The organism is Bacteroidales bacterium (assembly GCA_021648725.1).
Lineage (GTDB): Bacteria > Bacteroidota > Bacteroidia > Bacteroidales > JAADGE01 > JAADGE01.
This window is the reverse complement of record JAKISF010000005.1, coordinates 1-23,192: the sequence shown is the minus strand read 5'-3', so window position 1 is coordinate 23,192 and position 23,192 is coordinate 1. Positions and strand designations below refer to the sequence as shown.

The 23,192-nt window shown below is 31.6% G+C and carries 18 protein-coding genes, 1 tRNA gene and 2 pseudogenes; 14 read left to right on the top strand and 7 right to left on the bottom strand.

The features are described 5' to 3' along the window. Positions 1-20: 20 nt before the first annotated feature. Positions 21-1,733 carry a single-stranded-DNA-specific exonuclease RecJ gene (recJ, locus tag L3J35_02990; GenBank protein MCF6365145.1) on the bottom strand — a complete coding sequence of 571 codons (1,713 nt, stop codon included), beginning with the start codon at positions 1,731-1,733 and terminating at the stop codon, positions 21-23. 10 nt (positions 1,734-1,743) lie between these two features. Then, positions 1,744-3,639: a metallophosphoesterase family protein gene (locus L3J35_02985; protein MCF6365144.1), complete on the bottom strand. Its 1,896-nt coding sequence runs from the start codon at positions 3,637-3,639 to the stop codon at positions 1,744-1,746. Positions 3,640-3,929: 290 nt separating this feature from the next. Between L3J35_02985 and L3J35_02980 the strand changes: the two genes are divergently transcribed. Continuing rightward, positions 3,930-6,446, top strand: a complete 2,517-nt coding sequence (locus L3J35_02980) for a tetratricopeptide repeat protein (protein MCF6365143.1) — start codon at positions 3,930-3,932, stop codon at positions 6,444-6,446. A gap of 71 nt (positions 6,447-6,517) precedes the next feature. After that, positions 6,518-7,201 (top strand): PrsW family glutamic-type intramembrane protease, encoded by a 684-nt coding sequence (locus L3J35_02975; protein ID MCF6365142.1) that lies wholly within the window; start codon positions 6,518-6,520, stop codon positions 7,199-7,201. 538 nt (positions 7,202-7,739) lie between these two features. Here the strand turns inward: L3J35_02975 and L3J35_02970 are convergent. The 4 genes from L3J35_02970 to L3J35_02955 all read right to left on the bottom strand — a co-directional run bounded on the left by L3J35_02970 (position 7,740) and on the right by L3J35_02955 (position 10,248). Further along, positions 7,740-8,630 carry a radical SAM protein gene (locus L3J35_02970; GenBank protein MCF6365141.1) on the bottom strand — a complete coding sequence of 297 codons (891 nt, stop codon included), beginning with the start codon at positions 8,628-8,630 and terminating at the stop codon, positions 7,740-7,742. A 77-nt stretch (positions 8,631-8,707) separates the two neighbouring features. Further along, a tRNA-His gene (locus tag L3J35_02965) sits at positions 8,708-8,783 on the bottom strand. Positions 8,784-8,847: 64 nt separating this feature from the next. Beyond that, entirely contained in the window at positions 8,848-9,594 is a 747-nt protein-coding gene (locus L3J35_02960; GenBank protein ID MCF6365140.1) for a nitroreductase family protein, read from the bottom strand. A gap of 39 nt (positions 9,595-9,633) precedes the next feature. Next, positions 9,634-10,248, bottom strand: a complete 615-nt coding sequence (locus L3J35_02955; protein ID MCF6365139.1) for a threonylcarbamoyl-AMP synthase — start codon at positions 10,246-10,248, stop codon at positions 9,634-9,636. A gap of 178 nt (positions 10,249-10,426) precedes the next feature. Between L3J35_02955 and L3J35_02950 the strand changes: the two genes are divergently transcribed. From L3J35_02950 to L3J35_02930, 5 genes are all read left to right on the top strand, one after another. Beyond that, a complete protein-coding gene (locus tag L3J35_02950; GenBank protein ID MCF6365138.1) occupies positions 10,427-11,584 on the top strand; it encodes an ammonium transporter in 1,158 nt (385 codons plus the stop codon). Between the two features lie 101 nt (positions 11,585-11,685). After that, positions 11,686-12,621 (top strand): endonuclease, encoded by a 936-nt coding sequence (locus L3J35_02945; GenBank protein MCF6365137.1) that lies wholly within the window; start codon positions 11,686-11,688, stop codon positions 12,619-12,621. 124 nt (positions 12,622-12,745) lie between these two features. Continuing rightward, positions 12,746-13,612: a hypothetical protein gene (locus tag L3J35_02940; GenBank protein MCF6365136.1), complete on the top strand. Its 867-nt coding sequence runs from the start codon at positions 12,746-12,748 to the stop codon at positions 13,610-13,612. A gap of 104 nt (positions 13,613-13,716) precedes the next feature. Next, positions 13,717-14,277 (top strand): sigma-70 family RNA polymerase sigma factor, encoded by a 561-nt coding sequence (locus L3J35_02935; protein ID MCF6365135.1) that lies wholly within the window; start codon positions 13,717-13,719, stop codon positions 14,275-14,277. After that, positions 14,264-15,553, top strand: a complete 1,290-nt coding sequence (locus L3J35_02930; protein ID MCF6365134.1) for a PKD domain-containing protein — start codon at positions 14,264-14,266, stop codon at positions 15,551-15,553. Before L3J35_02935 ends, L3J35_02930 begins: the two co-directional genes overlap by 14 nt. 57 nt (positions 15,554-15,610) lie before the next feature. Here the strand turns inward: L3J35_02930 and L3J35_02925 are convergent, their stop codons facing one another. Further along, positions 15,611-16,300 (bottom strand): Crp/Fnr family transcriptional regulator, encoded by a 690-nt coding sequence (locus L3J35_02925; protein MCF6365133.1) that lies wholly within the window; start codon positions 16,298-16,300, stop codon positions 15,611-15,613. A gap of 180 nt (positions 16,301-16,480) precedes the next feature. On the opposite strand from L3J35_02925, the gene L3J35_02920 reads away from it, so the two are divergent. From L3J35_02920 to L3J35_02890, 7 genes and pseudogenes are all read left to right on the top strand, one after another. Next, positions 16,481-17,710, top strand: coding sequence for an NAD(P)/FAD-dependent oxidoreductase (locus L3J35_02920; GenBank protein MCF6365132.1), 1,230 nt, complete (start codon positions 16,481-16,483; stop codon positions 17,708-17,710). A gap of 19 nt (positions 17,711-17,729) precedes the next feature. Beyond that, positions 17,730-18,407, top strand: a complete 678-nt coding sequence (locus L3J35_02915; protein MCF6365131.1) for a DUF1641 domain-containing protein — start codon at positions 17,730-17,732, stop codon at positions 18,405-18,407. A gap of 39 nt (positions 18,408-18,446) precedes the next feature. Then, positions 18,447-18,758, top strand: a complete 312-nt coding sequence (locus tag L3J35_02910) for a TusE/DsrC/DsvC family sulfur relay protein (GenBank protein ID MCF6365130.1) — start codon at positions 18,447-18,449, stop codon at positions 18,756-18,758. Between the two features lie 37 nt (positions 18,759-18,795). Further along, the gene (locus L3J35_02905; protein MCF6365129.1) at positions 18,796-19,299 is read left to right on the top strand and encodes a DsrE/DsrF/DrsH-like family protein; all 504 of its coding nucleotides are present in this window, start codon (positions 18,796-18,798) and stop codon (positions 19,297-19,299) included. 146 nt (positions 19,300-19,445) lie between these two features. Then, positions 19,446-19,857 (top strand): annotated as a pseudogene (locus L3J35_02900) (MFS transporter). Between the two features lie 319 nt (positions 19,858-20,176). Then, the gene (locus L3J35_02895) at positions 20,177-22,087 is read left to right on the top strand and encodes a peptide MFS transporter (protein MCF6365128.1); all 1,911 of its coding nucleotides are present in this window, start codon (positions 20,177-20,179) and stop codon (positions 22,085-22,087) included. Between the two features lie 155 nt (positions 22,088-22,242). Beyond that, positions 22,243-22,934, top strand: a pseudogene (locus L3J35_02890) (MFS transporter). The last annotated feature ends 258 nt before the right edge of the window (positions 22,935-23,192 follow it).

Genomic DNA, 23,192 nt, shown 5'->3' with positions numbered 1-23,192 from the left:
GCTTTTTAATCAACGTTATTTTATTCAAGAATAATTTCTTTAACTCTTAATTGCAATGAAGTAACTCCTCTGAATTCGTTTTTATCAATAGAATAACAAATTGAAAACTTCTCTTTATTTGAAATAGGTTCAAAATAATCAGGAGCTAATGAAAATGCGATACCCGACATTACAACACCGTTGGTATCAACCACTTCCAGTTTTAAATGCTCTTTATTACTTCCTACTTTTTTTGAAGTTCCGGTATCAGAAACACCCTTTGTAATAAAAACCGGCGACATATTTCCCGGACCGAAAGGAGCCATCTGACGCATAATATTATAAAATTTTCTGTCAATTTCTGAGAACCTTAATTCGGCATCAACATTAACTTGCGGTATTAATTGTTCAGGAGTTATATTTTCTGTTACATATTTTTCGATACAATCAGAAAACTTCTCAATATTTTCAAGTTTCAATGTTAAGCCGGCTGCAAATTTATGTCCTCCGAAACTTTCTAAAAGATCACTGCAAGAATTTATTGCATCATATATGTTAAAATCTGAAACAGAGCGTGCCGAACCGGTTGCCATACCGTTTGATTCGGTTAAAACAACAGTCGGTCTGTAATATGTTTCGGTTAATCTCGAAGCAACAATCCCTACAACACCTTTGTGCCAATCTTTATCATACAGAACAGTTGATTTTCTGTTCTTTAAATCAACACAATTTCCAATTTTCCGTAATGCTTCATGAGTAATATCTCTGTCAAGATTTTTTCGTTCGGTATTATAAACATCTATTTTTTGAGCAATTTCGTTTGCCAAATTACTATTTTCAGAAATAAGCAACCTAACAGCATCATTACCGGATTTTATTCTTCCGGCTGCATTTATTCTCGGACCTATTTTAAAAACACAATCAGAAATACTCATTTCATTATCTCTTACTCCGGAAATTCTTTTTATAACTTCCAAACCTTTTAAAGGGTTCTTGTTTAATTTTATTAATCCGTAATAAGCTAAAATTCTGTTTTCTCCTATTACGGGAACAATATCTGAGGCAATACTTACTACAACTAAATCTATATATTTCTCTAATTCTTTAAATTCTATTTGGTTCCGATTAGAATATGCTTGTAAAAACTTAAATCCTACACCGCAACCGGATAAATTTTTGTCAGGATAGTTACAATCTTCTCTTTTAGGATCTAAAACCGCATAAGCATCAGGGATTTTTTCTCCGGGGGTATGATGGTCACAAATAATAAAATCTATATTTTTTTGATTAGCGTAGTCAATTTTTTCAACGGCTTTTATTCCGCAATCTAAAGCAATTACCAAGCTAAAATTATTATCTGCGGCATAATCAATACCTTTGTAGGAAATTCCGTACCCTTCACTGTATCTGTCGGGTATATAAAAATCAATATTCTCGGAATAATTTCGCAAAAATGAATAAACCAAAGCAACGGAAGTTGTTCCGTCAACATCATAATCGCCGTAAATTAATATTCTTTCACTTTTTGAAACAGCTTCATTTAAGCGTTCTACAGCTTTGTTCATGTCTGTCATCAAAAACGGGTCATGCAATTTCTCAATTTCAGGACGAAAAAATGCTTTTGCCTCATCAAATGTTTTTATTCCTCTCTGAGTCAACAAGCTTGCAAGAGTATTATTAATATCTAAAACCTCCTGCAAATGTTTTACGATTTCCTCATCTCCCGAAGGTTTTATAATTACTTTTTTGTTCATTAATATTTATTTAATCTCTCAATATATATTCATCAACCGACTCAAATGTTTCAGCATTCACAACTTTAACTGACACTTTTTTTCCTTCAATATATATTAATACTAATACTTGTTGTGTAGTAAATCCGCTTACTGAATTTGCCCAAGGGGTATTTTTGTCTTGTGCATAATACGGTGCACCTGCCGAACCGTTATTAATTTGCCAAATAGTTCTTTTTCTTTTAATTTTTTCAAACTCGTATTTTTCAGGATAAATATTAACATCCGGACTAATTTTTACTTTGTTGTAATTATGCTCGTCTCCGGTCATTAATGCAACTACTTTCGTACTTTTATTAATTAAAATATCTAAATATTCATCCCTTCTTTCAATTATTCCTTTTTTAACAGGTTCTCCGGCAACATAAGGTCTGTATTTATTATTTCCGTTATACCACATATCATCTTTTACATGTCCGCCGTTAGGAAAAGCAGGTGTGTGTTGGGTTACAAAAACATGGTCGATATCTTCATCTTTTTCTAATTCTGAAATAGTTTTCTCTAACCATTCTAATTGCATATCCATAATATAAGCATGCAAGTTACCGCTTGTTCTGTTGTTTCGCTTTAAAGACGGAGCATACCAATAATCCGAATTTAGAACTATAACAGCAATATTATCATAAATATAATAAAAAACTGTTTCATCATAAGGAGGAAAGTCTGTTTTATTCGGGTTCGGATCATAATATGCACCATCTTCGCTTTTCGGTCCGTTTTTCGGATTTACAAAGTTTGTTGCAAATATTGCAGATGATGATTCTGTTTCAAAAGGAAATCCGTCAATTGCAGCTCTCCAAGATCCTTTTTCATTTACGAATATTTTCCCGGTAACTTCATGATTTCCGATTCCGGCAATGATCGGATAATAATGTGCAAAAGGTTCAATTGCTCTTTTCCAGTTGGCATATTGAAGGTTAATGTCTCTTTTGTCGTGAGAATATCCGTTAACCATATCTCCCGTAAATTGCATAAATGCAACATCCTTAAAGTTCGCTAATGCAGCAATCTTTCTCATTATATAAAAATTAGTTCCGAATAAATTGCGTTCTCCTCCGCCCTGACCTGCACGAGAATCACTTGTATATGCAAAAACAAAAGGCTTTCTTTCTCCTTTTTTGTGTGCAGTTTTAAATCTATATTCCTGCGATAAGTTTCCGTATTTAACTTTATATTTATATTCGGTTGAAGGTTTTAACCCGGTTATTTTTATTTCGTGGTGTTTGCATTCTGCTTTATCAGAAAAAGATTTTCCGTTAACAACAATATTTGTTTTAATCTTAAAATTTGTTTCAAAGGAAATTACGACACCTGTTTCATTTATTAAATTTACGAACGGTCCTTCGATAACAGTCGGAATTATTTTAAACCCTGCCTTTGTTTTCTCAAAAGCTATAAACCCGTCATAAAGTAACTCTCCTTTATTATTTGCTACCCTATAACCGAGAGTACCGTTCCCTTTCTTCTCCCATTCCGACATATCATATTTTCCTGAAAGGTTATCCTGAATATTAATCTCAGTTTTTCCGTTTTTAATGCTTGCCGTCTTCTTAAACCAAACAGGCATCGGATGCTTCGAGTCTGTATAGTCAATTAATCCGTAATATAACTTCCCTTCAAAATCATTACTGCCGAAATAAAACTCAATTCCGTTTTTTGTTCCCTTAGGATTACCCTGCATATTTTCAAGGGACATAAAAGAATCATATTTTTTAGCATAAAACTTTTTTCCGAGAAGTTTATGATAATAATTTCCGCTTTCATCAATAAATATATCAGAATAAATATCAGGCACTTTGCTTTGAGCATAAATGTTTGTCAGAATAAAACTGAATCCTAAAAAAAGCAACAATTTATAAACCTTCATCTTACAATTTTATTTTTTTAATTAATATTTCGTAAAGATATAAAGTCTATTGTTTTTGCATGAATATATTAATGTAATATTACACTTTTTCTTTAAACAATAATTTTAACAATTTGAATTTATAATTAATTTCAATAATTCAAACAATATTTTTTTAAAAAGCTTGTTAAAAATGTAAATTTGCAGATTAAATAAAACATAACACTTTGAAAAGGTCTCTTCTTTATTTATCTTTATTTGTATTTTTTGTTGTAGTAACACAATCTTGTTCTACTGAAAAAAATACTGCAATGACAAGATTTTATCATAACACTACCGGTTATTTTAATATATACTTTAACGGATACGAAAATTTTAAAAAAGGACTGGAAACAGTTGAGAATACTTCCGAAAATTACACCCAATTATTACCTGTTTATAAAAATGAACGTGAGGATATAATAAATTCAATCTCCGGTGATATGGATGAATCTATAAAAAAAGCCGTGAAGATGATAAAGATGCATTCAATAACTGTAAAGCCGGAACGGAAACAACCAAAAAAAGGTAAGCATGCATACAAAATGACCGAAAAAGAAAAAGAGTTTTACAGAAAAAGTGAGTATAATAAATGGGTAGATGATGCATATTTATTAATGGGAAAAGCACATTACTACAAAGGAGATTACATAGGCAGCTTAAGGTCGCTTCACGTAATATTAAATAAATTCAGAAAAGAAGAAATAAGATTTTATGCAATGTATTGGATTGCTCGTTCACACAGTGCACAGAGCAATTTTAATGAAGCCGGTAATTATTTAAAACTGATAATTGAAGATAATACACACCCGAAAGATTTAAATTTTGATATTGATATGGCTTATGCAGACATATTTATTAAACAGAAAAAATATGACAAAGCATTAGAAAAACTTAAATATTTGGCAAAGCAAATTAAAAGAAAAAAGAAAAAAGCAAGAATTACATATTTAACCGCACAAATTTATCAAAAAATAAATAAGGGAGATAAGGCAATTAAATTGTTTGAAGAAGTTATTAAAATGAACCCGCCCTACGAAATGGTATTCAGTGCTAAAATTAATATGGCAAAATCTTTTATTAACAGTTCTGAAGGCTCTGAAAAAATCAGAAAAATTTTGACAAAAATGTTAAAAGATGAAAAAAACATTGATTTTCAAGACCAAATTTATTATGTTTTAGCCGGAATCGAATACAAAGAAAACAACAAGGAACAAGCAATTAATTATTATAAAAAATCTGTTGCAAAAAGCGTTTCAAATAATAATCAAAAAGCCCTCTCATATCTCGCATTAGCAGATATTTATTTTGATAAAAGATTTTATCTTCCCGCAGGGGAATATTATGACAGCACAATGAGTGTTCTGAATAAAAAATACCCCGACTATGACTTAATCTCAAAAAAAGCAAATAACCTAAAAGACCTTACAGATAATTTAAAACTTATTAACTACGAAGACAGTATTCAAAGAATTGCAACAATGGATTCTGCAAAAAGAATTGCTTATATTGAAAGAATTATAAAAAAACTTATTGCTGACGAAAAATCAGCTCTGAATAGCGGAAATAACAGAATGTATGATCAATTTAACAGAGGCGATTATAATCAAAACCAAGCCAAAGGAAAATGGTATTTTTATAACCCGCAAGCAATAAGCATCGGAAAATCAGAATTCCAAAAAATTTGGGGTAAACGCAAGCTTGAAGACCATTGGAGAAGAAAAAACAAACAAGTTATTTCGGAAAATGATGAGGAAGAGGAAACAGCAAAAGTTGACTCCGGACGTGTAACCGACAATAAAAAAGTTGAATATTATTTGCAAGATTTACCTTTGACAGATTCTCTCATTGCATTATCTAACGAACGAATTGCAAAAGCATATTTTGATGCAGGTGTTGTTTATGAACGAAAAATGGAAGATTATCCTGAAGCAGAAAAATCATATAAAACTTTAAATAAAAGATTTCCTGAGAATGATTTAATTATTGAATCATATTTTAACTTATATTTACTAAATTTTACTAAAACAAAAAACAAAACTGAGGCTGAAAAATACAGAAATAAAATTCTGAATGAATTTCCTTACAGCAAGTATGCTAAAATTCTTTCCGACCCTAATTATTTAAACAAACTGAAAGAAAACAAAAAGAAAATTGATGACTTATATTCTGATGCGTATAATGCATATAAATCTAAAAAATATAATGAAGCAATTTCAAAAACAGAAGAAGCATTCAATGTTTCAGACAATAATCATTTATCTGCAAAACTTCTGTATATTAAAGGCATGTCGAAAGGAAACTTGGGGAATTATTCTGATATGAAATCTATTTTGGAAAAACTTGTAAAAAAACATCCAAAAGATGAAATTACTCCTAATGCACAAGCAGTATTAGACCTTATAGCAAGCGGTAAATATGATCCTGACTATTATTTGAAAGGGCAAGACAGCACATATTTTTATACGGTAGTTACCGAAAACAGTAAAACTGCCGATAAAATCAAGTATCTTTTAACAACATTTAATGCCGTAACATTTCCGAAAGGCAAGTTTAAAATAATACTTGAAAACTTAGGTGAAAATAACAAAGCAATAATTATTAAGCCTTTTAAAAATGAGCTTGCGGCTTCCGAATACAAAAACAAACTTATTGCAGAAGGCAAATACAATGACATTCCGTTTTCTGATTATGAACATTTTATTATCTCTCAAACAAATTTGCAAAAATTAAAAAAACTGCCTATTATTGAAAAGTATATGAAATTCTACAAAGAAAATTATAAATAAACCACTTAAAAATTAGTATTTCATAAAAACTGCAAGTAAAATCACAGTGTAAATATTAATAAAAATAAAAAATGACATTATTAGCCATTTCAATTGCTCCTATTATACTTATTCTTATTTACATTTACAGAAGAGATAAATACGAAAAAGAACCTCGAAAACTATTAATTAAAACTTTTATCTTCGGAGCATTAACTGTTTTGCCTATTTTTTTCATTGAAACTTGGCTCGGCAATTATTGGAATAACAAATATAATTTTCCGAGCAACCAAATGTTAACGGCAGCATACAATGCCTTTATTGTTGCAGCCTCAACCGAAGAAATTTTCAAATACTCAGTATTCATACTTGTGATATGGAAAAGCAAAGACTTTAATGAAAAATTCGACGGAATTGTATATGCCGCATATATTTCACTCGGTTTTGCCGCAATCGAAAACATTATGTATGTTCTTCAAAACGGAGCGGGAACAGGAATAATGCGAGCATTCACAGCTGTTCCTGCACACACAATGTTCGGAATTTCAATGGGTTACTTTCTTGCATGGGCAAAATTCAGACCTCAAAAAAGAATATTATACCTTATTTTATCTCTTACTGTTCCTATTGTTTTACACGGGTTTTATGATTTTATAATTATGTCGCAACATACCGTTTTATTATTATTTTTTATTCCTTTTTTAATTGCAATGCTTGTTATGGCATTTAAGCAAATGAAACATCTGTCAAATATTTCTCGTTTTAAGCCGGAATAAAGTTTTTGAATCATATTTTTTTATTCCCCTTTTTTATATACTTTGTGTAAACATATTTTTTAACTAGGGCTTGCTGAAAAGCTCAGATGTGCGCCTATTTTGGATTTTGTGAGATGTAGATGTATATAAATACTTCAAATTGAACAAAATACAAAAGAGATGTGCAGCTGAGCAGCAAAAAATTGGTAGTTTTATCAAAATAAGTGCAAGGGTTTCAAGATATTTTATTCAAAAACCTTGCACTTTATCACAAAAATACAAATATAAAGTATTGAATTACAATATATTTAACGTTTTTCAGCAAGCCCTAACTAAATTTATTTATATGTCAGCCCCAAAAACAATTATTTGCCTTATTGCAATGATTTTAGGTATTGTCGGAATTCTATGATACTTTATTGACATTCCGTTTGTAACTGAATATAGTTATTGGCTTGTTGTTGCCGGTTTTGGATTGTTAGCAGTCGAAACCACATTCAAAGGAATTTAGACATCAAAGCTGCTTTTGCAGCTTTTTTTATACATCAGAAATTTGCTGTTACAGTCCTCTCTCCCACTCTTCCCGTAAATCGGCAAGTTGCGGATTATTTAAAACTTCATTTATTTTATGCAAAAGAGAAGCCTTGTCTTTTGAAAGAATTCCTTTCAGCACCAAATAATTAGACGCATGGTCACTTCTGAAAACTGTCTGCTCTAATTCGGTGTTTTTCAGAAAAATACCCATTTCTTCAATAAGTTCAAGTTTGTTAAGCATCGTAAATTTTCCGGAATAACGATTTGTAAAGTGAGCTTCTCCCAAAGGCAAACTTAACACCAAAGTTGATGCATACTCAGGTTGAACCTCATTTAAAACTTTTGCAGAATTAACGGCATGTTGTCGGCTCAGTTCTTCACCGCCCAAACCGTTTAAAATCATTACGGACAACTTTATTCCGGCTTCTTTTGCTTTCAATAAACCCTCTATGGTTGATTTATAGGTTTCGCCTTTATTTATGTGTTTTAAAACCTCATCATCACCCGATTCTACACCGACATAAGCCAATTCTAATCCGGCAGATTTTAGTTCTTTTAATTCGGATAATGTTTTTTTTACAAAATCGGAAGGACGAGCATATATTGAAATTCGTCTTATTTTAAGGAACTTGTCATTTATTTCATTTAAAATTTGCAATAATTTACCGGCAGACAAAACCATTGCATCGCCGTCTGCTAAAAATACTTTATTAAACTTTAAAGATGAATTTGCAACTTGCTCAATTTCTTGTTTAACAATGCCAAACGGTTTAACTCTGAAAGATTTGGAAGCATACATCTCGCAAAAAGCACATTTATTCCAAGAACAACCGGAAGTTATCTGCAAAATTAAAGAACGTGCCTCGGAAGGCGGTCTGAATAAGGGTTGTTCGTATTGGATAGGAAGATAAAACATTGTAAAATTATTATCTTAAATAAGATTCAAATATAGCCATAAAAAAAGCCTCAACAAAATTTGTCAAGACTTTAAGTGGGTGGAAGATGGGACTCGAACCCACGACCCCCTGAACCACAATCAGGTGTTCTAACCAACTGAACTACAACCACCGTTTTTAAGAGTTTGCAAATATCTGATTATTTCATTTATTATGCAAACAAATTTTCATCTTTTTTTAATGATTCCAAAAACCCTGCTTTTTAACAACTTCTAATAATGATTTGGAAAAATGAATGTTATTTGCTTTTGTATATCGCTTTTCGGTAAACACTTGAGCCAATGTTTCTGTTCCGTTTTCTTCAATCAGCTGTTTTGCTGAATCAGATGCTTCAAGTTCTTTATATATTTCATTAATATCATATTCGGTAAAATCATCATATTCTTCATAATGAATTACGGCTCTTTCGGGCAAACGACTTGTCAAACCGGGTGTTTCATTCGGATAACCCACAGTTAAAGTTGTTACCGGAATAACGCCTTTCGGTAATTTTAAAATATCAATTATTTTTTCTGCCGTATAGTTCGTTGTCCCCATATAGCAAATTCCTAAACCTTCGGCTTCGGCTGCTAATGCACAATTTTGAGCCGTAATTGTTGCATCTATACTTGCCGTATAAAACCATAAAAAATTATCATAGCCGGGGTTTGCTCCTCTCATTTCACACCATTTATTAAAACGATTTAAATCAGCACAAAATGTTAAAATTAACGGTGCTTGTTTTACCGCCTCTTGGTTAAAGTGTAAAGGCAACAGTTCTTCTTTTTTCTTTGCATCTTCTGTAACAATTACGCTGTATGCCTGCATACTGCCCGTATTTGATGCACGGATTCCGGCTTCTAATATCCTGTCAATTACAACCTTATCAATTTTTAGGCTTTTGTATTTTCGTATTGACTTATGATTTAATATTATATCTCTCATTCTTACTTATTTAAATTTCAAACTTTTAACTTTAAGGTTTTATCTCATTAATTCTTCAATTCCTTCTCTCAAAATTTCTATTTCGCCGCCGGTGCAATCAACAACCGTTGATGCTTCAATTTTTCCGTATCCTCCGTCAATAACAACTTCAACTGTATTTTTATATTTTTCTTCAATCAATGAAGGGTCAGTCATATATTCAATTATATCATCATCGGCATGAACCGAAGTTGACAAAATAGGATGGTTTAATTTTCTTACAATAGTTCTTACAATTTCATTATCAGGAATTCTGATACCGATTGTTTTTTTACTTTTTCTGAAAAAATTAGGGATATTATTATTTGCGTCTAAAATAAAAGTGAACGGACCGGGTAAATTCTTTTTAATAATTTTAAATGTACTGTTACTAATCGGCTTTGTGTATTCCGACACACAACTTAAATCTCCGAAAATAAAAGAAAAATCAGCATCTTTTAATTTAATGCCTTTAAGCTTCGCAAGATTCTCAACAGCTTTTCGATTATTCATATCACAAGCAATACTGTAAACAGAATCAGTAGGTATTATAACCAAACCTCCGCTTTTAAATATTTCAAAAACCTTATCAATTTGCTTTTCGGAAGGATTTTCTTCGTAAATCTTCAATAACATAATCTGTATTTTTATAATTGTGCAAATGTAGCAATCTTAATAAATGAAAAAAATGATGTATGCCTATTTTATTATGTCAAGATATAATGTTGCTAAACACAAAATAAAGAGATATATAAAAACATTATTTTGCATGAAAAAAAATACTTTTGAAACCTAAAATTTAAAACCTATTAAAATGAACAGAATAAAAATCTTAAGAGTTCCTGTTTTAGTACTTCTGTTTTTAGTGTTTGCAGGACCGGCATTCGGCACAAATGAAGATGACATTAAATCGATTATTGAAGTCCAACAATACAACAGAGCTATCCATATTATGGCAATGTTATTAGTCGGTTTCGGATTTCTGATGGTTTTTGTCAAAAAATACGGAAGATCGGCTCTCACAGCAACTTTCTTGCTTGTAAGCACTGCATTACCTCTTTATTTCGCAATCAGTGATTCCGGCTTATTCAGTGAACCGGGCGGGGAAATTAAAACTTTAATCCTTGCAGAATTCGGTGCGGCAAGTTTATTAATTGCTGCCGGAGCAATTCTCGGTCGTGTAAAAATGTATGAATACTTAATTCTCGGATTATTATTTATTCCGTTTTATATGTTAAATGAATGGGCTGTTGCAGAAAACGGTTTCGGTCTGGTAAACGGCGGTTTTGCAGACACAGGAGGTTCAGTAGTAATTCACGCATTCGGTGCAATTTTCGGTATTGCTGCTGCATTTTCTCTTACAACTAAAAGAGAACTTGAAACTCCGATAAATGCAAATGCTACAAGCGATAGGTATTCAATGCTCGGAAGTATGATTTTATGGTTATTTTGGCCCAGCTTCTGTGCAGCACTTGTTCCTACGGCTGAAATTCCTCATGCAGTTGTTAATGTTTTTCTTGCTTTAAGCGGTTCTACAATAATTACCTATATTCTATCTGTATCCGTAAGAGGAAAAATAAATATTGCAGACATAGCAAATGCGGCTTTAGCCGGCGGTGTTGCAATCGGTTCAACTTTTGACCATGTTTCTCACGGCGGTGCAATTTTAATCGGTGCAATTGCCGGCGGTATCTCTACTTTAGGTTTTGCTCTTTTACAAGAAAGACAGAAAAAAGTTTTCAAATCAGTTGATACATGCGGAGTTACTAATCTTCACGGTTTACCGGGATTATTCGGCGGTTTGGCTGCAATATTTGTTGTTGACGATTTGAGTGCGGGAAGTCAACTTTCCGGAATAGGTATTACGATTATAATTGCTGCAACTTCCGGAATCATAGCCGGAAAAATCATCTCCCTTTTCGGAAGAAGGAAAGAACCGTATATTGATTCGGAAGAATTTGAAGATGCCTAAACATAAATATTTAAAATTATAAAACCCGATATTAATTTGTCGGTTTTGTTTTATATTTCAAGATTGAAAATTATTTTTCCTTAACATTAAAATATTTGACATTGAAAAAGCAGTTTATTCTAATATTATTTTTTCTGTCAAATGTTAATATTTATTCACAAAATACATCTTCATATTATAATTCTGCAAATTATTTATACGGCTCCGAACTAAAAAAAGAATTACACAATATTATTAAAAACCATAAGCAATTTCCTTATACAAGCAAAGAAACAGACGTTTGGGACATTTTAAAAGAAAGTGATAAAGACATTTTAAATTCAAAAAATATAATTTTATTTTATTCAAGAAAATCAGTAAACGCAGAACAAGAATATAATAGCGGAAACGGTTGGTCAAGAGAACATATTTGGTCAAAATCAAGAGGTCAATTCGGGAATAGACCCGGAGCAGGAACAGATGTACATCATATTCGCCCTGCTGATATCAAAATAAATTCATCAAAAAACAATCGCTGGTTTGCAAATTGTGATAATACTTTCCGAAATAAAGAAAAAGCAGTAAATCTATGTAAAAACAAATGGACAGTTGAACCCGATGAGAATATAAAAGGAGATATTGCCAGAATGTTGTTTTATATGGCAGTAAGATATGAAGGAGAAAAATACGAACCTGATTTAGAACTGATTAACTATATCCCGAAAGACAGAAACTCAAAATTACCATTTTATGCATATCTTCCCGATCTTTTAAAATGGCATAACGAAGACCCAATTGATGAATCTGAAAAAAGACGAAATAATATTATTTATAAATATCAAAAAAATAGAAACCCTTTTATTGACCATCCGGAATTTGCTGAATTAATTTGGAATGAGAAGGGAGTAATAAACAGCAATGATATATTGAAGGACTATTTAGTATTTTATTTTTTAGGAAAAAAAGTTTTAATTCCGAAAAATATAGAATCTTTTAAGGATGAGAAATCAGCTTTAAGAACAGGAACACACATATTTTATGAATTGTTGAAGAAGTAATATAAACTTCGGTCGCATCAATATTTACTATCTTTCAGTCCTTCTTCAATCTTTTTCTTAAGGTTTTGAAGATATAAAAAATCATAAAATTACATTTCATTATTTTTGTGTACTTTTGTAATCTATGAAAAAAAAATCTGCATACATCATTATTTTTCTGATTATTTCGGTTTATTCTAAATTATCAGGGCAAAACAATAAACTTTTAGATGCATACTTTGAAAGTATGTTCTCAGGTCAATATAAAAATACGGTAAAAGTTCTCGTATCTCTAAAAAAAGATAATTATAACGATGTTAAAACAAGACTTGCCTCTGCAAATTTCTATATAGTTATGTATCAAACATCGGGAAATCTCGAAAAATTTAATATATTATGTAAAAAAGAAGCCGATTATGTGAACAAAATTTTAACCGAAAAAAAAGACCTTACTTATGATGAAGTTTATCTCATTATTTCTGCAAAGTCAATAATTTTAAAAATACAAATTATCAAGAAGAACTATTTAAAAGTTGCAAAAGAGTTCAGGAAAATCCTAAAATACTTTGAATATGCAACTGAGCATGAGGATAATATAAAAATGAAACTAATATCCGGAATGTATAATTATTATATTGAAACGGCAAAAGAAGATTACCCTATTGCATATCCTGTCCTTATTTTTTTCCCTTCCGGAAATAAACAAAAAGGCTTACGATTGCTTAAAGAATGTACAAAATCTGATGAAAAAAGCATAAGTATCAGAAGCCAACTATTTCTGGCAAATATGTACAGAAGAGATGAAAAAAGCTTCGAAAAATCAAATTATTGGTTCAAGCAACTATTACAAAAATATCCTGCAAATGTTTTTTGGTTAAGCGAATATATTTTTATGCTAAGAGAATTTAATAAACTTAAAGAAGCTGATTTCCAAAAAGAAAAACTTCTGAAAATAATATCAGAAAGTAATCAATTAACAGAAGAACAGATACTGCATTTAAAAAATTTATAGCAACTAATTTTACTTCGCATTTATAAAAAGAATAAACTTCCTGAACATTTTTTAATTATAATGCAACCTTTTCTTAATATGCAAAGTCAATAACACGAAAGCAGATGATTGATTTAAGTAAAATAATTGAACAATGCAAATCTCATGACAGAAAAGCCCAAAAAGAATTATACGATGTATATTCTCCGGTCTTATTCGGCATTTGCATAAGATATTCAAAATCAACAACTGATGCAGAAGACATTTTGCAAGAAGGTTTTATAAAAATATTTACTAAAATCAATAATTTTAAAGGTAACGGTTCTTTTGAAGGTTGGATGAGACGAATAATTGTGAACACGGCAATTACACATTATCATAAAAATAAAAAACATAAAGATATTTATGATATTACTGAAATTAAAGAAACTGATGTTGAAGGATATCAATATAATTCGGAAGAATACACAAAAGAAGAATTATTATCAGTAATTAACAATTTGCCGGAAGGTTATAAAATGGTGTTTAACCTATATGCAATTGAAGGCTATAAACATAAAGAAATAGGCGAAATGTTAAATATAAGCGCAAATACATCAAAATCACAATATTCAAGAGCAAAAGAAAGAATAAGAGAAACATTGAGCAAAATTTCAAAAATGAAAATTGAAAATGAAAGGAAATAAGAATAACATAGAAGATTTATTTAAAAACGGGCTAAAAGAACATTCGCTTAATCCGTCAAATTCTGTGTGGAAAAACATAAACAGAAAATTAAACATACAAAACTTCCTGAAATTTAAACCGGGAAAATTTAACATCTATTATGCAACTGTAATTATTGCAACTTCAACAATATTGCTTATTAGTACATTTAATAACAGAGCGATTATCGAAGAAAAAAACACAATAACAGAAAACAATCTTTTACTCACAGAAAACAATATAAACAACAATGAAGTAAAAATTCCGGAAATAAAAAATGACAAACAAACAACCAAAATAAATAACCAAAAAATAATAAATACCGGTAAAGAAATAATCAAAAAAACCGAAACAGAAAAAAACTATATTGAAACAAAAGAAAAAACTACAGAAACTGAACACATCACAAAAGCAAAATCAAGCGATGAGGAAAATAATAACGTGATATTAGCCGAACCTATTGCCGATTTTTCAGCAAGCACCTATGGAGCCTGCGTACCTGTTGTAGTGCATTTTACAAACGCATCCGAAAACTGCGACAGCTATCTTTGGAATTTCGGAAACGGGAAAACTTCATCAGAAATTAATCCGACTTTTGTGTTTAGAACTGCCGGAACATACACGGTTACTTTAACTGTAAAATCCGGCAGTATTTCTAACTCTGTATCAAAAGTTATTAAAGTCTTTCCGAAACCTGTTTCAGAATTTATAGTCTCAGACAAAGATAACATTTTTGAAAACGATGAAGTCAAATTTGCAAATCTGAGTACAGGCTATAAATCTTGCTTTTGGGACTTCGGAAATGAAAACACATCAAGTTTCACACACCCCACTAATACATACTATAATTCAGGATTATATAATGTTTCATTAATATGTTTTTCTGAAAATAATTGCTCGGATACTTCAGTATTTTTAAACCTCAGAATACATGATTCAAAATACCAAGTTTTGGCACCTACGGCATTTTATGCTGACTTAAACGGTCAAAATAACGGATATGATAACAACAGAATGTATTCAAATACAATATTTCACCCTGTTTTTAATTATGAAACTTCCGAATACTATTTAAGAATTTTCAATAAGTTCGGAACAATTGTTTTTGAAAGCAGAAATCCCGATTTCGGTTGGAACGGATACTATAATAATAAACCTGCACCCGATGCAGTATATGTTTGGGAATGTTCGGGAAAATTTGCAGACGGTGAAGCCTTTATAAAATCAGGAAATGTTACTCTTTTATATTTAAAATAATCAATAATTTTTTCAATACCTGTTTAAAAGTCGTAAGTTTTTTGCTTGCGGCTTTTTTTAGCCTATATCACTAAGTTTCTTTAAAAGGTCAACTTGTAAAATCTTAAACATCTTTCCTTGTATCGAAATAATTCCGTCTTTTTTAAATTCTGACAAAATTCTGACGGCATTTTCCATAGACATCGAAGACAACTCCGCAAGTTCCTTTCTCGTCATTCCCAAATTAAACTCATCAGAATTATAAATTTCATTCCTTAAATATAAAAGAGTATCGGCTAATCTTCCTCGCAATTGCTTGCGGCTTATATCACTTATTTTTTTGTAAACATAACTTCCTGAATTACTTATAGCTTTTGTTAACTCAAACAAATATTTAGGATTATTTATTGCTAAATCACTCAACAATTCAGAATTAATCATGCAAACCATTGTATCATCCATTGCCGCAACTGAGTATTTATAAGATTTATCTCCGAATAATGTTTGCAAATCAATGTACTCACCGGCTTTAATTAACTTCAATATTAAATTTTTCTTACCCTCAATGTACAACTTAACAGTTCCTCTTGCAAGATATAACGCATGAGTTGCATCCGTTCCTTGCTTGCATATTGTTTCTCCTTTTTTGAAATTAATAATCGTACAATTATTCTGGATCGAGTCAATATCAGAATCTTTTAATAAGTTTAAATATTTCCACTTATAAGGACACTTCAAACAGCTCTCAGGTTTAGAAATTTTAGGCATAATAAATAATTTTACGCAAATATAATAAAATATATTAATTATCATTATAATTTTTGTTGTATATCAACGTTATTAATGCTATTAAAAATACATTGTTTTATTTTTATATGTAAATTATTAGATAACTTTGCAAAAGATTTAATAATAAAATAATATTGAAAATTTTAACAAATATAATTTATGAAAAAACTTGTAATATTAGGAGCCGGAACCGGCGGAACAATAATGGCAAATAAAATGCGTAAAGTTCTCGAACGCGATGAATGGGAAATCACAATTGTTGATCAATTTAAAACACATTATTATCAACCCGGTTTTCTTTTTATTCCTTTCGGAATGTACACAAAAAAAGATGTAATTAAACCGAAAGCAGACTTTATTCCGATAGGTGTTAATTTAATTTATTCCGAAATAGATAAAGTTGAAGGAGAAAACAACAAAGTACTTCTTAAAGACGGAAATATTTTAAATTATGATTATTTGGTTATTGCAACAGGCGTAAGAATTGTTCCCGAAGAAACTCCCGGTTTAAAAGGTGAATTGTGGCACAAAAACGTTTTTGATTTTTACACAATTGAAGGTGCAGTAGCATTAGCCGAATTTTTTAAAACTTGGGAAGGAGGAGAACTTGTTCTTAACATTGCCGACAACCCTATCAAATGCCCCGTTGCTCCTTTAGAGTTTGTTATGTTTGCTGATGCATTCTTCTCTGAAAGAGGAATGAGAGATAAAGTTAACATAACATTTGTTACCCCGATGGAAGGTGCATTTACAAAACCCCGAGCCTCAAAAGTATTAGGCGGACTTCTTAAAAAGAAAAATATTAATGTAGTTCCTGATTTTTACTTGGAAAGTGTTGATAATGAAAGGAAAGTTATAAAATCTTATGACGAAAAAGAAGTTCCTTTTGATTGTTTGATAACTATTCCTGTTCACATGGGAGACAGCATGGTTGAAAGAAGCGGACTCGGAGATGATATGAATTTTATTTTAACTGATAAATTCAAATTAAACTCAACTAAATTTGACAATATCTTTGTTCTCGGCGACTCGGCAAACATACCTACTTCAAAAGCAGGGTCTGTTGTTCACTTTGCAGCAGAGGTCGTTTCTGAAAACCTTATGTGTGCAATTGAAGGAAGACCGTTCTCCGCAAATTTTGACGGACATTCAAATTGCTATATTGAAACAGGACACGGTAAAGGAGCATTAATTGATTTTAATTACGACACAGAACCGCTTCCGGGTTATTTCCCTTTTCCGGGTATCGGACCTTTCGGGCTTTTAAAAGAAACCAGAATGAACCATTACGGAAAACTAATGTTCAGATGGATGTATTGGCATATTCTGTTAAAAGGAAAAGATATGCCTATTCCTTCGGAAATGTACATGGCAGGGAAAAAAGCATAACCACTTAAACAGAAACATTATGTCAGACAAAAACATACAATATCAAATTAATGAACTAAATGCAAAGGTCGATTTAATACTTGAAGAAGTAATTGCCCAAAGAGGTGCAAGAATCGAAAAAGAAGACTTAGTTGAAGACCTGACAATTGTCGGTAAAGATATGTTCTCACATGCTGTAACATCATTAGACAAAGCAGGAATAGAGCTTGATGGTGAGGCACTTACAGCATTACTAATAAAAGTTGTAAGAAATATCGGGACATTCAACAAGATGATGGATACTTTAGAAAGCATGAACGACCTGGTTAAAGACGCAGCACCTATTGTTAACCAAATGGGCTTAGACGCTATTGCTAAATTTGCCGAATTTGAACAAAAAGGCTATTTAGATTTTATAAAAGAATTAATGAAAATCAGTGATAATATTGTATCTCATTTTACGGTAGAAGATGTAAGAGGTTTAGCCGAAAATGTTGTTTCAATTCTTGAAATGGTTAAGAACATGACACAACCGGATATGTTAGGTGCAATTAATAATGCACTAACTGTTTTCAAAAGCATGGATACAGAAGACATTCAGGAGTACTCAATGTGGAAAGCAATGCGAGCTATGAAAACACCTGAAATGAAACGAAGCATAGGTTTTATGATAACTTTTATGAGAAACCTTTCGGCATCAGTAAATAAAAATGATTAATTAAACAGTTACAACTATTAACAACTAAAAACAAATAAAATGGCACAAAAAGAATATGCAGGAAAAATGATTGACCTTGATGATAACGGATATTTTGTAAACTCCGACCAATGGTCAAGAGAAGTTGCAACAGCAATTGCAGCAGAAGACGGAGATGAATTAACAGACAAACATTTTGAAGTATTAGAATTCATCAGAGATAAAGTAACTAAAGGTGAAAGCCTTACAATACGTTCAATTGGAAAATCAGGAATAACAGACATTAAAAGTTTTTACAAGCTGTTTCCGGGTGCTCCTTTAAAGAAAGCAACAAAATATGCAGGTGTTTCAAAACCTTCAAGTTGTGTTTAGTATTAATTATTATTAATTTAAATCAAAAACTAAAATTATGGCAGAAGAAGTTAAACATCCATTAAAAAAAGTTTTAATGATATGTGCAAAAGGTTCATTGGAAGATGTTCTTGCAACACTCGTTATGGCAAACGGAGCAGTAATGGAAGGCATTGAAACAAAAGTTTTCTTTACTTTCTTCGGATTAGACGGAATTACTAAAAAAAGAATGAATAAATTGCATACGCCAACCGTAGGTAATCCGGCAATGAGAATGCCCGGCGGTTTACCCTTCCCTACTTGGTTAGGCAGCATACCGGGAGTTGAAGCAGGTGTGTCGGCAATGATGAAAAAACAAATTGATGAACTTGATATTCCCGGAACAGGTGAATTTTTAGAAATGATTGAAGCAGGCGGAGGAGAAATATTTGCTTGTAAACTTGCAGTTGATATGTTTAAATTAAAGAAAGAAGATTTGGCTGATGAAGTAAAAGACATTATCACAATCGGAGAATTCTACGAAATGGCTGACGGCTTACAAACTCAAATTATTTTTACATAATTAGAATCAGTAAAGTTAAATATGAGCCTTCCTGTCCGGAAGGCTTTTTTTCTTCATTAATAATATACCAATCAGTTTATTAATTAATATATTTTTTTATTTTTGTCTGAATTTAAAAATTAGTATTAATCATTTAAAAAATAATCATGTTTAAAGGACATCCAAAAGGATTAATTGCATCAGCCTTGGCCAATATGGGCGAATGTTTTTACCATGATGGCAATTTTAGTATTGTTTTTACAAGCTAAATTTGGACTAAGCGGTACAAATGCCGGTTATATTTACTCCACATTTTATTTTTCTATATACATTTTAGCTTTTGTAGGAGGAATTATTGCCGACAGAACTCGTAACTATAAAGGCACAGTTTTAATAGGTCTGATTGTAATGACAATTGGTTATGTGATTTTGGCAGTCCCGTCCCAAACACCTTCTCCAAACAGAACTCTATTTTTGATTATCGCAATTTTGGGCTTATTTGTTATTGCTTTCGGCAATGGTTTATTTAAAGGAAACCTTCAAGCTTTAGTAGGTCAAATGTATGACCCTGAGAAATACGGAAAAATGATTCCGGTATTAAAAGAGCTTATGCACTTAAAATTGAAAATGCAAGTAGTGAAGTATTAACAAAAGAAAAAGTTGCATTAGTGGCTTGAATTCTGCCATTTAAGGAAACTGCTTTTGACAAGCTAATTCAGAAAATGTTAATAGAAAACCAAAAATGTGTCAGAGTTTGAAATTATGTAGTCCGAGCTTAAAGACCTAAATCAAAAATATTTATTCAACTAATATAATTACACCTAAGCAATGATATTTAAAAACATTTTTATATTTGCATCTCATAAAAAAAAATAGATTTAAATTAAAATATAACATTATGGTTACACAATCAAAAAAACACCCTAAGGGGTTAATGATTCTGTTCTTTACAGAGATGTGGGAACGCTTCGGTTTCTATTTAATGCTGGGGATTTTTACATTATACATGCTAGCCGGAGACGACAGTGCATTTCCGGGATTAGGGATGAGTCCTGCAGAATCAGCAGATATTTACGGAACTTATTTAGCATTAGTTTATCTTACTCCTTTCTTTGGGGGCTTAATAGCTGACCGTTTATTAGGTTACAGAAAATCTATCTTTATCGGCGGTATTTTAATGGCAGCCGGTTATATGAGTCTTGCAGTACCTAACCTGTATGGTTTCTTTGGTGGATTACTATTAATTATACTGGGTAACGGAATGTTTAAACCAAACATTTCAGTTCTTGTGGGACGATTATATGAGAATGATGAATATAGACATTTAAAAGATGCCGGTTTTAACATCTTTTATTTGGGAATTAATATTGGTGCATTTGTTTGTAACTTTGTTGCAGCATATTTACGTATTAAATACGGATGGGGATTTGCTTTTGCAGCTGCCGGGATAGGTATGTTAATTGGGGTTTTATGGTTATTCCTTGGTTCAAAAACTGCACCTTTAATTGCAGCAGCTGATACAATTGCAACTAAAGAAGAAACAAAAGGACAACAATCAATTAAAAGTATTATTATTAAAATGTTTGTTCCTGCATTAATTGCCGGTGCATTAGGATGGTTTATTCCCGGAAATATTCTTGGAGCAGATTCAACGGATGCTTTCTTATTTTTTAGTATTCCAATTGTACTTTTCTATATTAATTTAGTAAAAAGAGCAAAAAAAGAAGATAAAGAACCTATTAAAGCACTACTTGCTGTTATGGGTGTTGTAGTTGTATTTTGGGCAGTATTTCACCAAAACGGATCAGCACTTACGTTCTGGGCAAAAAATAACACAAATCGTGAAATGAGCCAAACTACTGAAAAGATTTTCAATGCTTTGGAATTAACTGAAACAGTGTCAGTTGCTCCGCGTCTTATTGAAAAAAGCGGAATGCACGGAGAGTTTGAAGGTTATGAAATGGGAAACAGTTATTATTTTAGTAATAACTATACAGGAGAACTTCCAAAAGGTAATTTAGGAACTGATGATAAAGGAGATATTGCTATACCGGGGGATATTGCTCAAACATATTCTTATGAAAAATATATTGTTGCTAACAGAAATAAATTTAAAAAACTTATTGACAGAACAAAAGATGATGCTGCTAAAAAAGTTATTATTGATAAACAAAAATTATGGGAAACTAACTTAAGTCAGTTGTTAAGAGAAATTGGTATTACTGATGAAAGCAAATTAGCTTGGAAAGAAATCCCTAAAGAGAAAAAACAACAAATGGGTATAATGAAAATTTGGCCAACTGAACTTCAAGCTTCAATTAACCCATTCTTTATTATCATTTTAACACCTCTTATTGTAGGCCTGTTTACGTTCCTAAGAAGAAGGGGGAAAGAACCATCAACTCCTGCAAAAATTGGATATGGTTTGGTAATAACTTCTCTTTCGATGCTTGTAATGGTTGGAGCTGCACTGGTTTCTGATAGTGGAGATATTAAAACTACTGTTGGTTGGTTATTCGGAGTTTACGGAATTATAACCATCGGAGAATTGTTCTTAAGCCCTATGGGATTATCATTAGTTTCAAAACTAAGTCCTAAACCAATTGCTGCTGTTATGATGGGAGGTTGGTTCTTATCAACAGCACTCGGAAATAAATTATCCGGTGTATTATCCGGTTTCTGGGATTTATTTGAGAAAAAAGAATACTTCTTCCTTACAAATGTTGGATTAACAATGATTGCTGCTGTTGGTATATTTATTTTATTGCCTTGGCTGAGAAGAGTTGTAAAAGAACACACAGGGGAATAATTACTTAAAACTTTAAAATAGTTTTACCGGATAATAAGAAACCCAACAATTATAAAAATTGTTGGGTTTCTTATTATCTCCCGACCTTGACAGCAAACAGCAATTTGCCCCTCTGTATCCCGGTAAAATCAGGATTTTTGTTTTGAAATCGCCAAAAGTGTAGTACTAAAGAGATTAAGCAAAGAGTGTATGCATTGTTTACTGTTGTTATTTCCTTTTGGTTTTCTTTTTATCAAAATGGATTAACTTTAACCTATTTTGATAAAAACTTTACATATTTAACTTCAATCAATTTTACTGTTTTCAGAATTAGTATTGTAGGGGAAGAAATATTCCAATCAATTAATCCGATATTTGTTGTACTGTTAACTCCAATAATTATTGCAGACTACGCAGCAAAGGAATTGAACCGTCAACACCTAAAAAGATTATAATAGGCATGTTTATTGCTGCTTTGGCATATATGATTATGGTTATCGGTTCTTTAGATTTACCATTATTTTCATCAATAAATACTGAAAGTGGAGGAATTCCGCTGCCGAATGCCCAACGTGTAACACCATTTTTGTTAATCGGAACATACTCTATATTAACTGTTGCCTAATTATTTATCAGCCCACTCGGAATATCATTTGTTTCCAAAGTTGCTCCCCCTCAATATCAAGGCATTATGCAAGGTGGTTGGTTAGGTGCAACTGCAATCGGAAATCAATTATTATTTATCGGAGCAATCTTATACGAAAGTATTCCGATTTGGATGACTTGGTCAGTTTTTGTTGTTGCTACGATGGTTTCAATGTTTACAATGATATTTATGCTTAAATGGCTTGAAAGAGTTGCAAAATAACATCATTCTAAGATACTCCCCATTCATTGGACTAAAAAAGGGCAAAGTTAAGGTGGAAATAATTTAACTTTTTGAAAAGATTTTCACAACAAAATTAGTTGAAAATTTCATCTTTAAAAATAATTTTCCTGAAAATTTATTTCCACTTTTGTCAGTATTGAATAAGCTCTGCCGGAGGGCAACTTATTACACATCAGACGATGCTTTATTCGCATGTCGGGAAAGGCTGACAATTTCAGCCTTTCCTTTGTATATGCG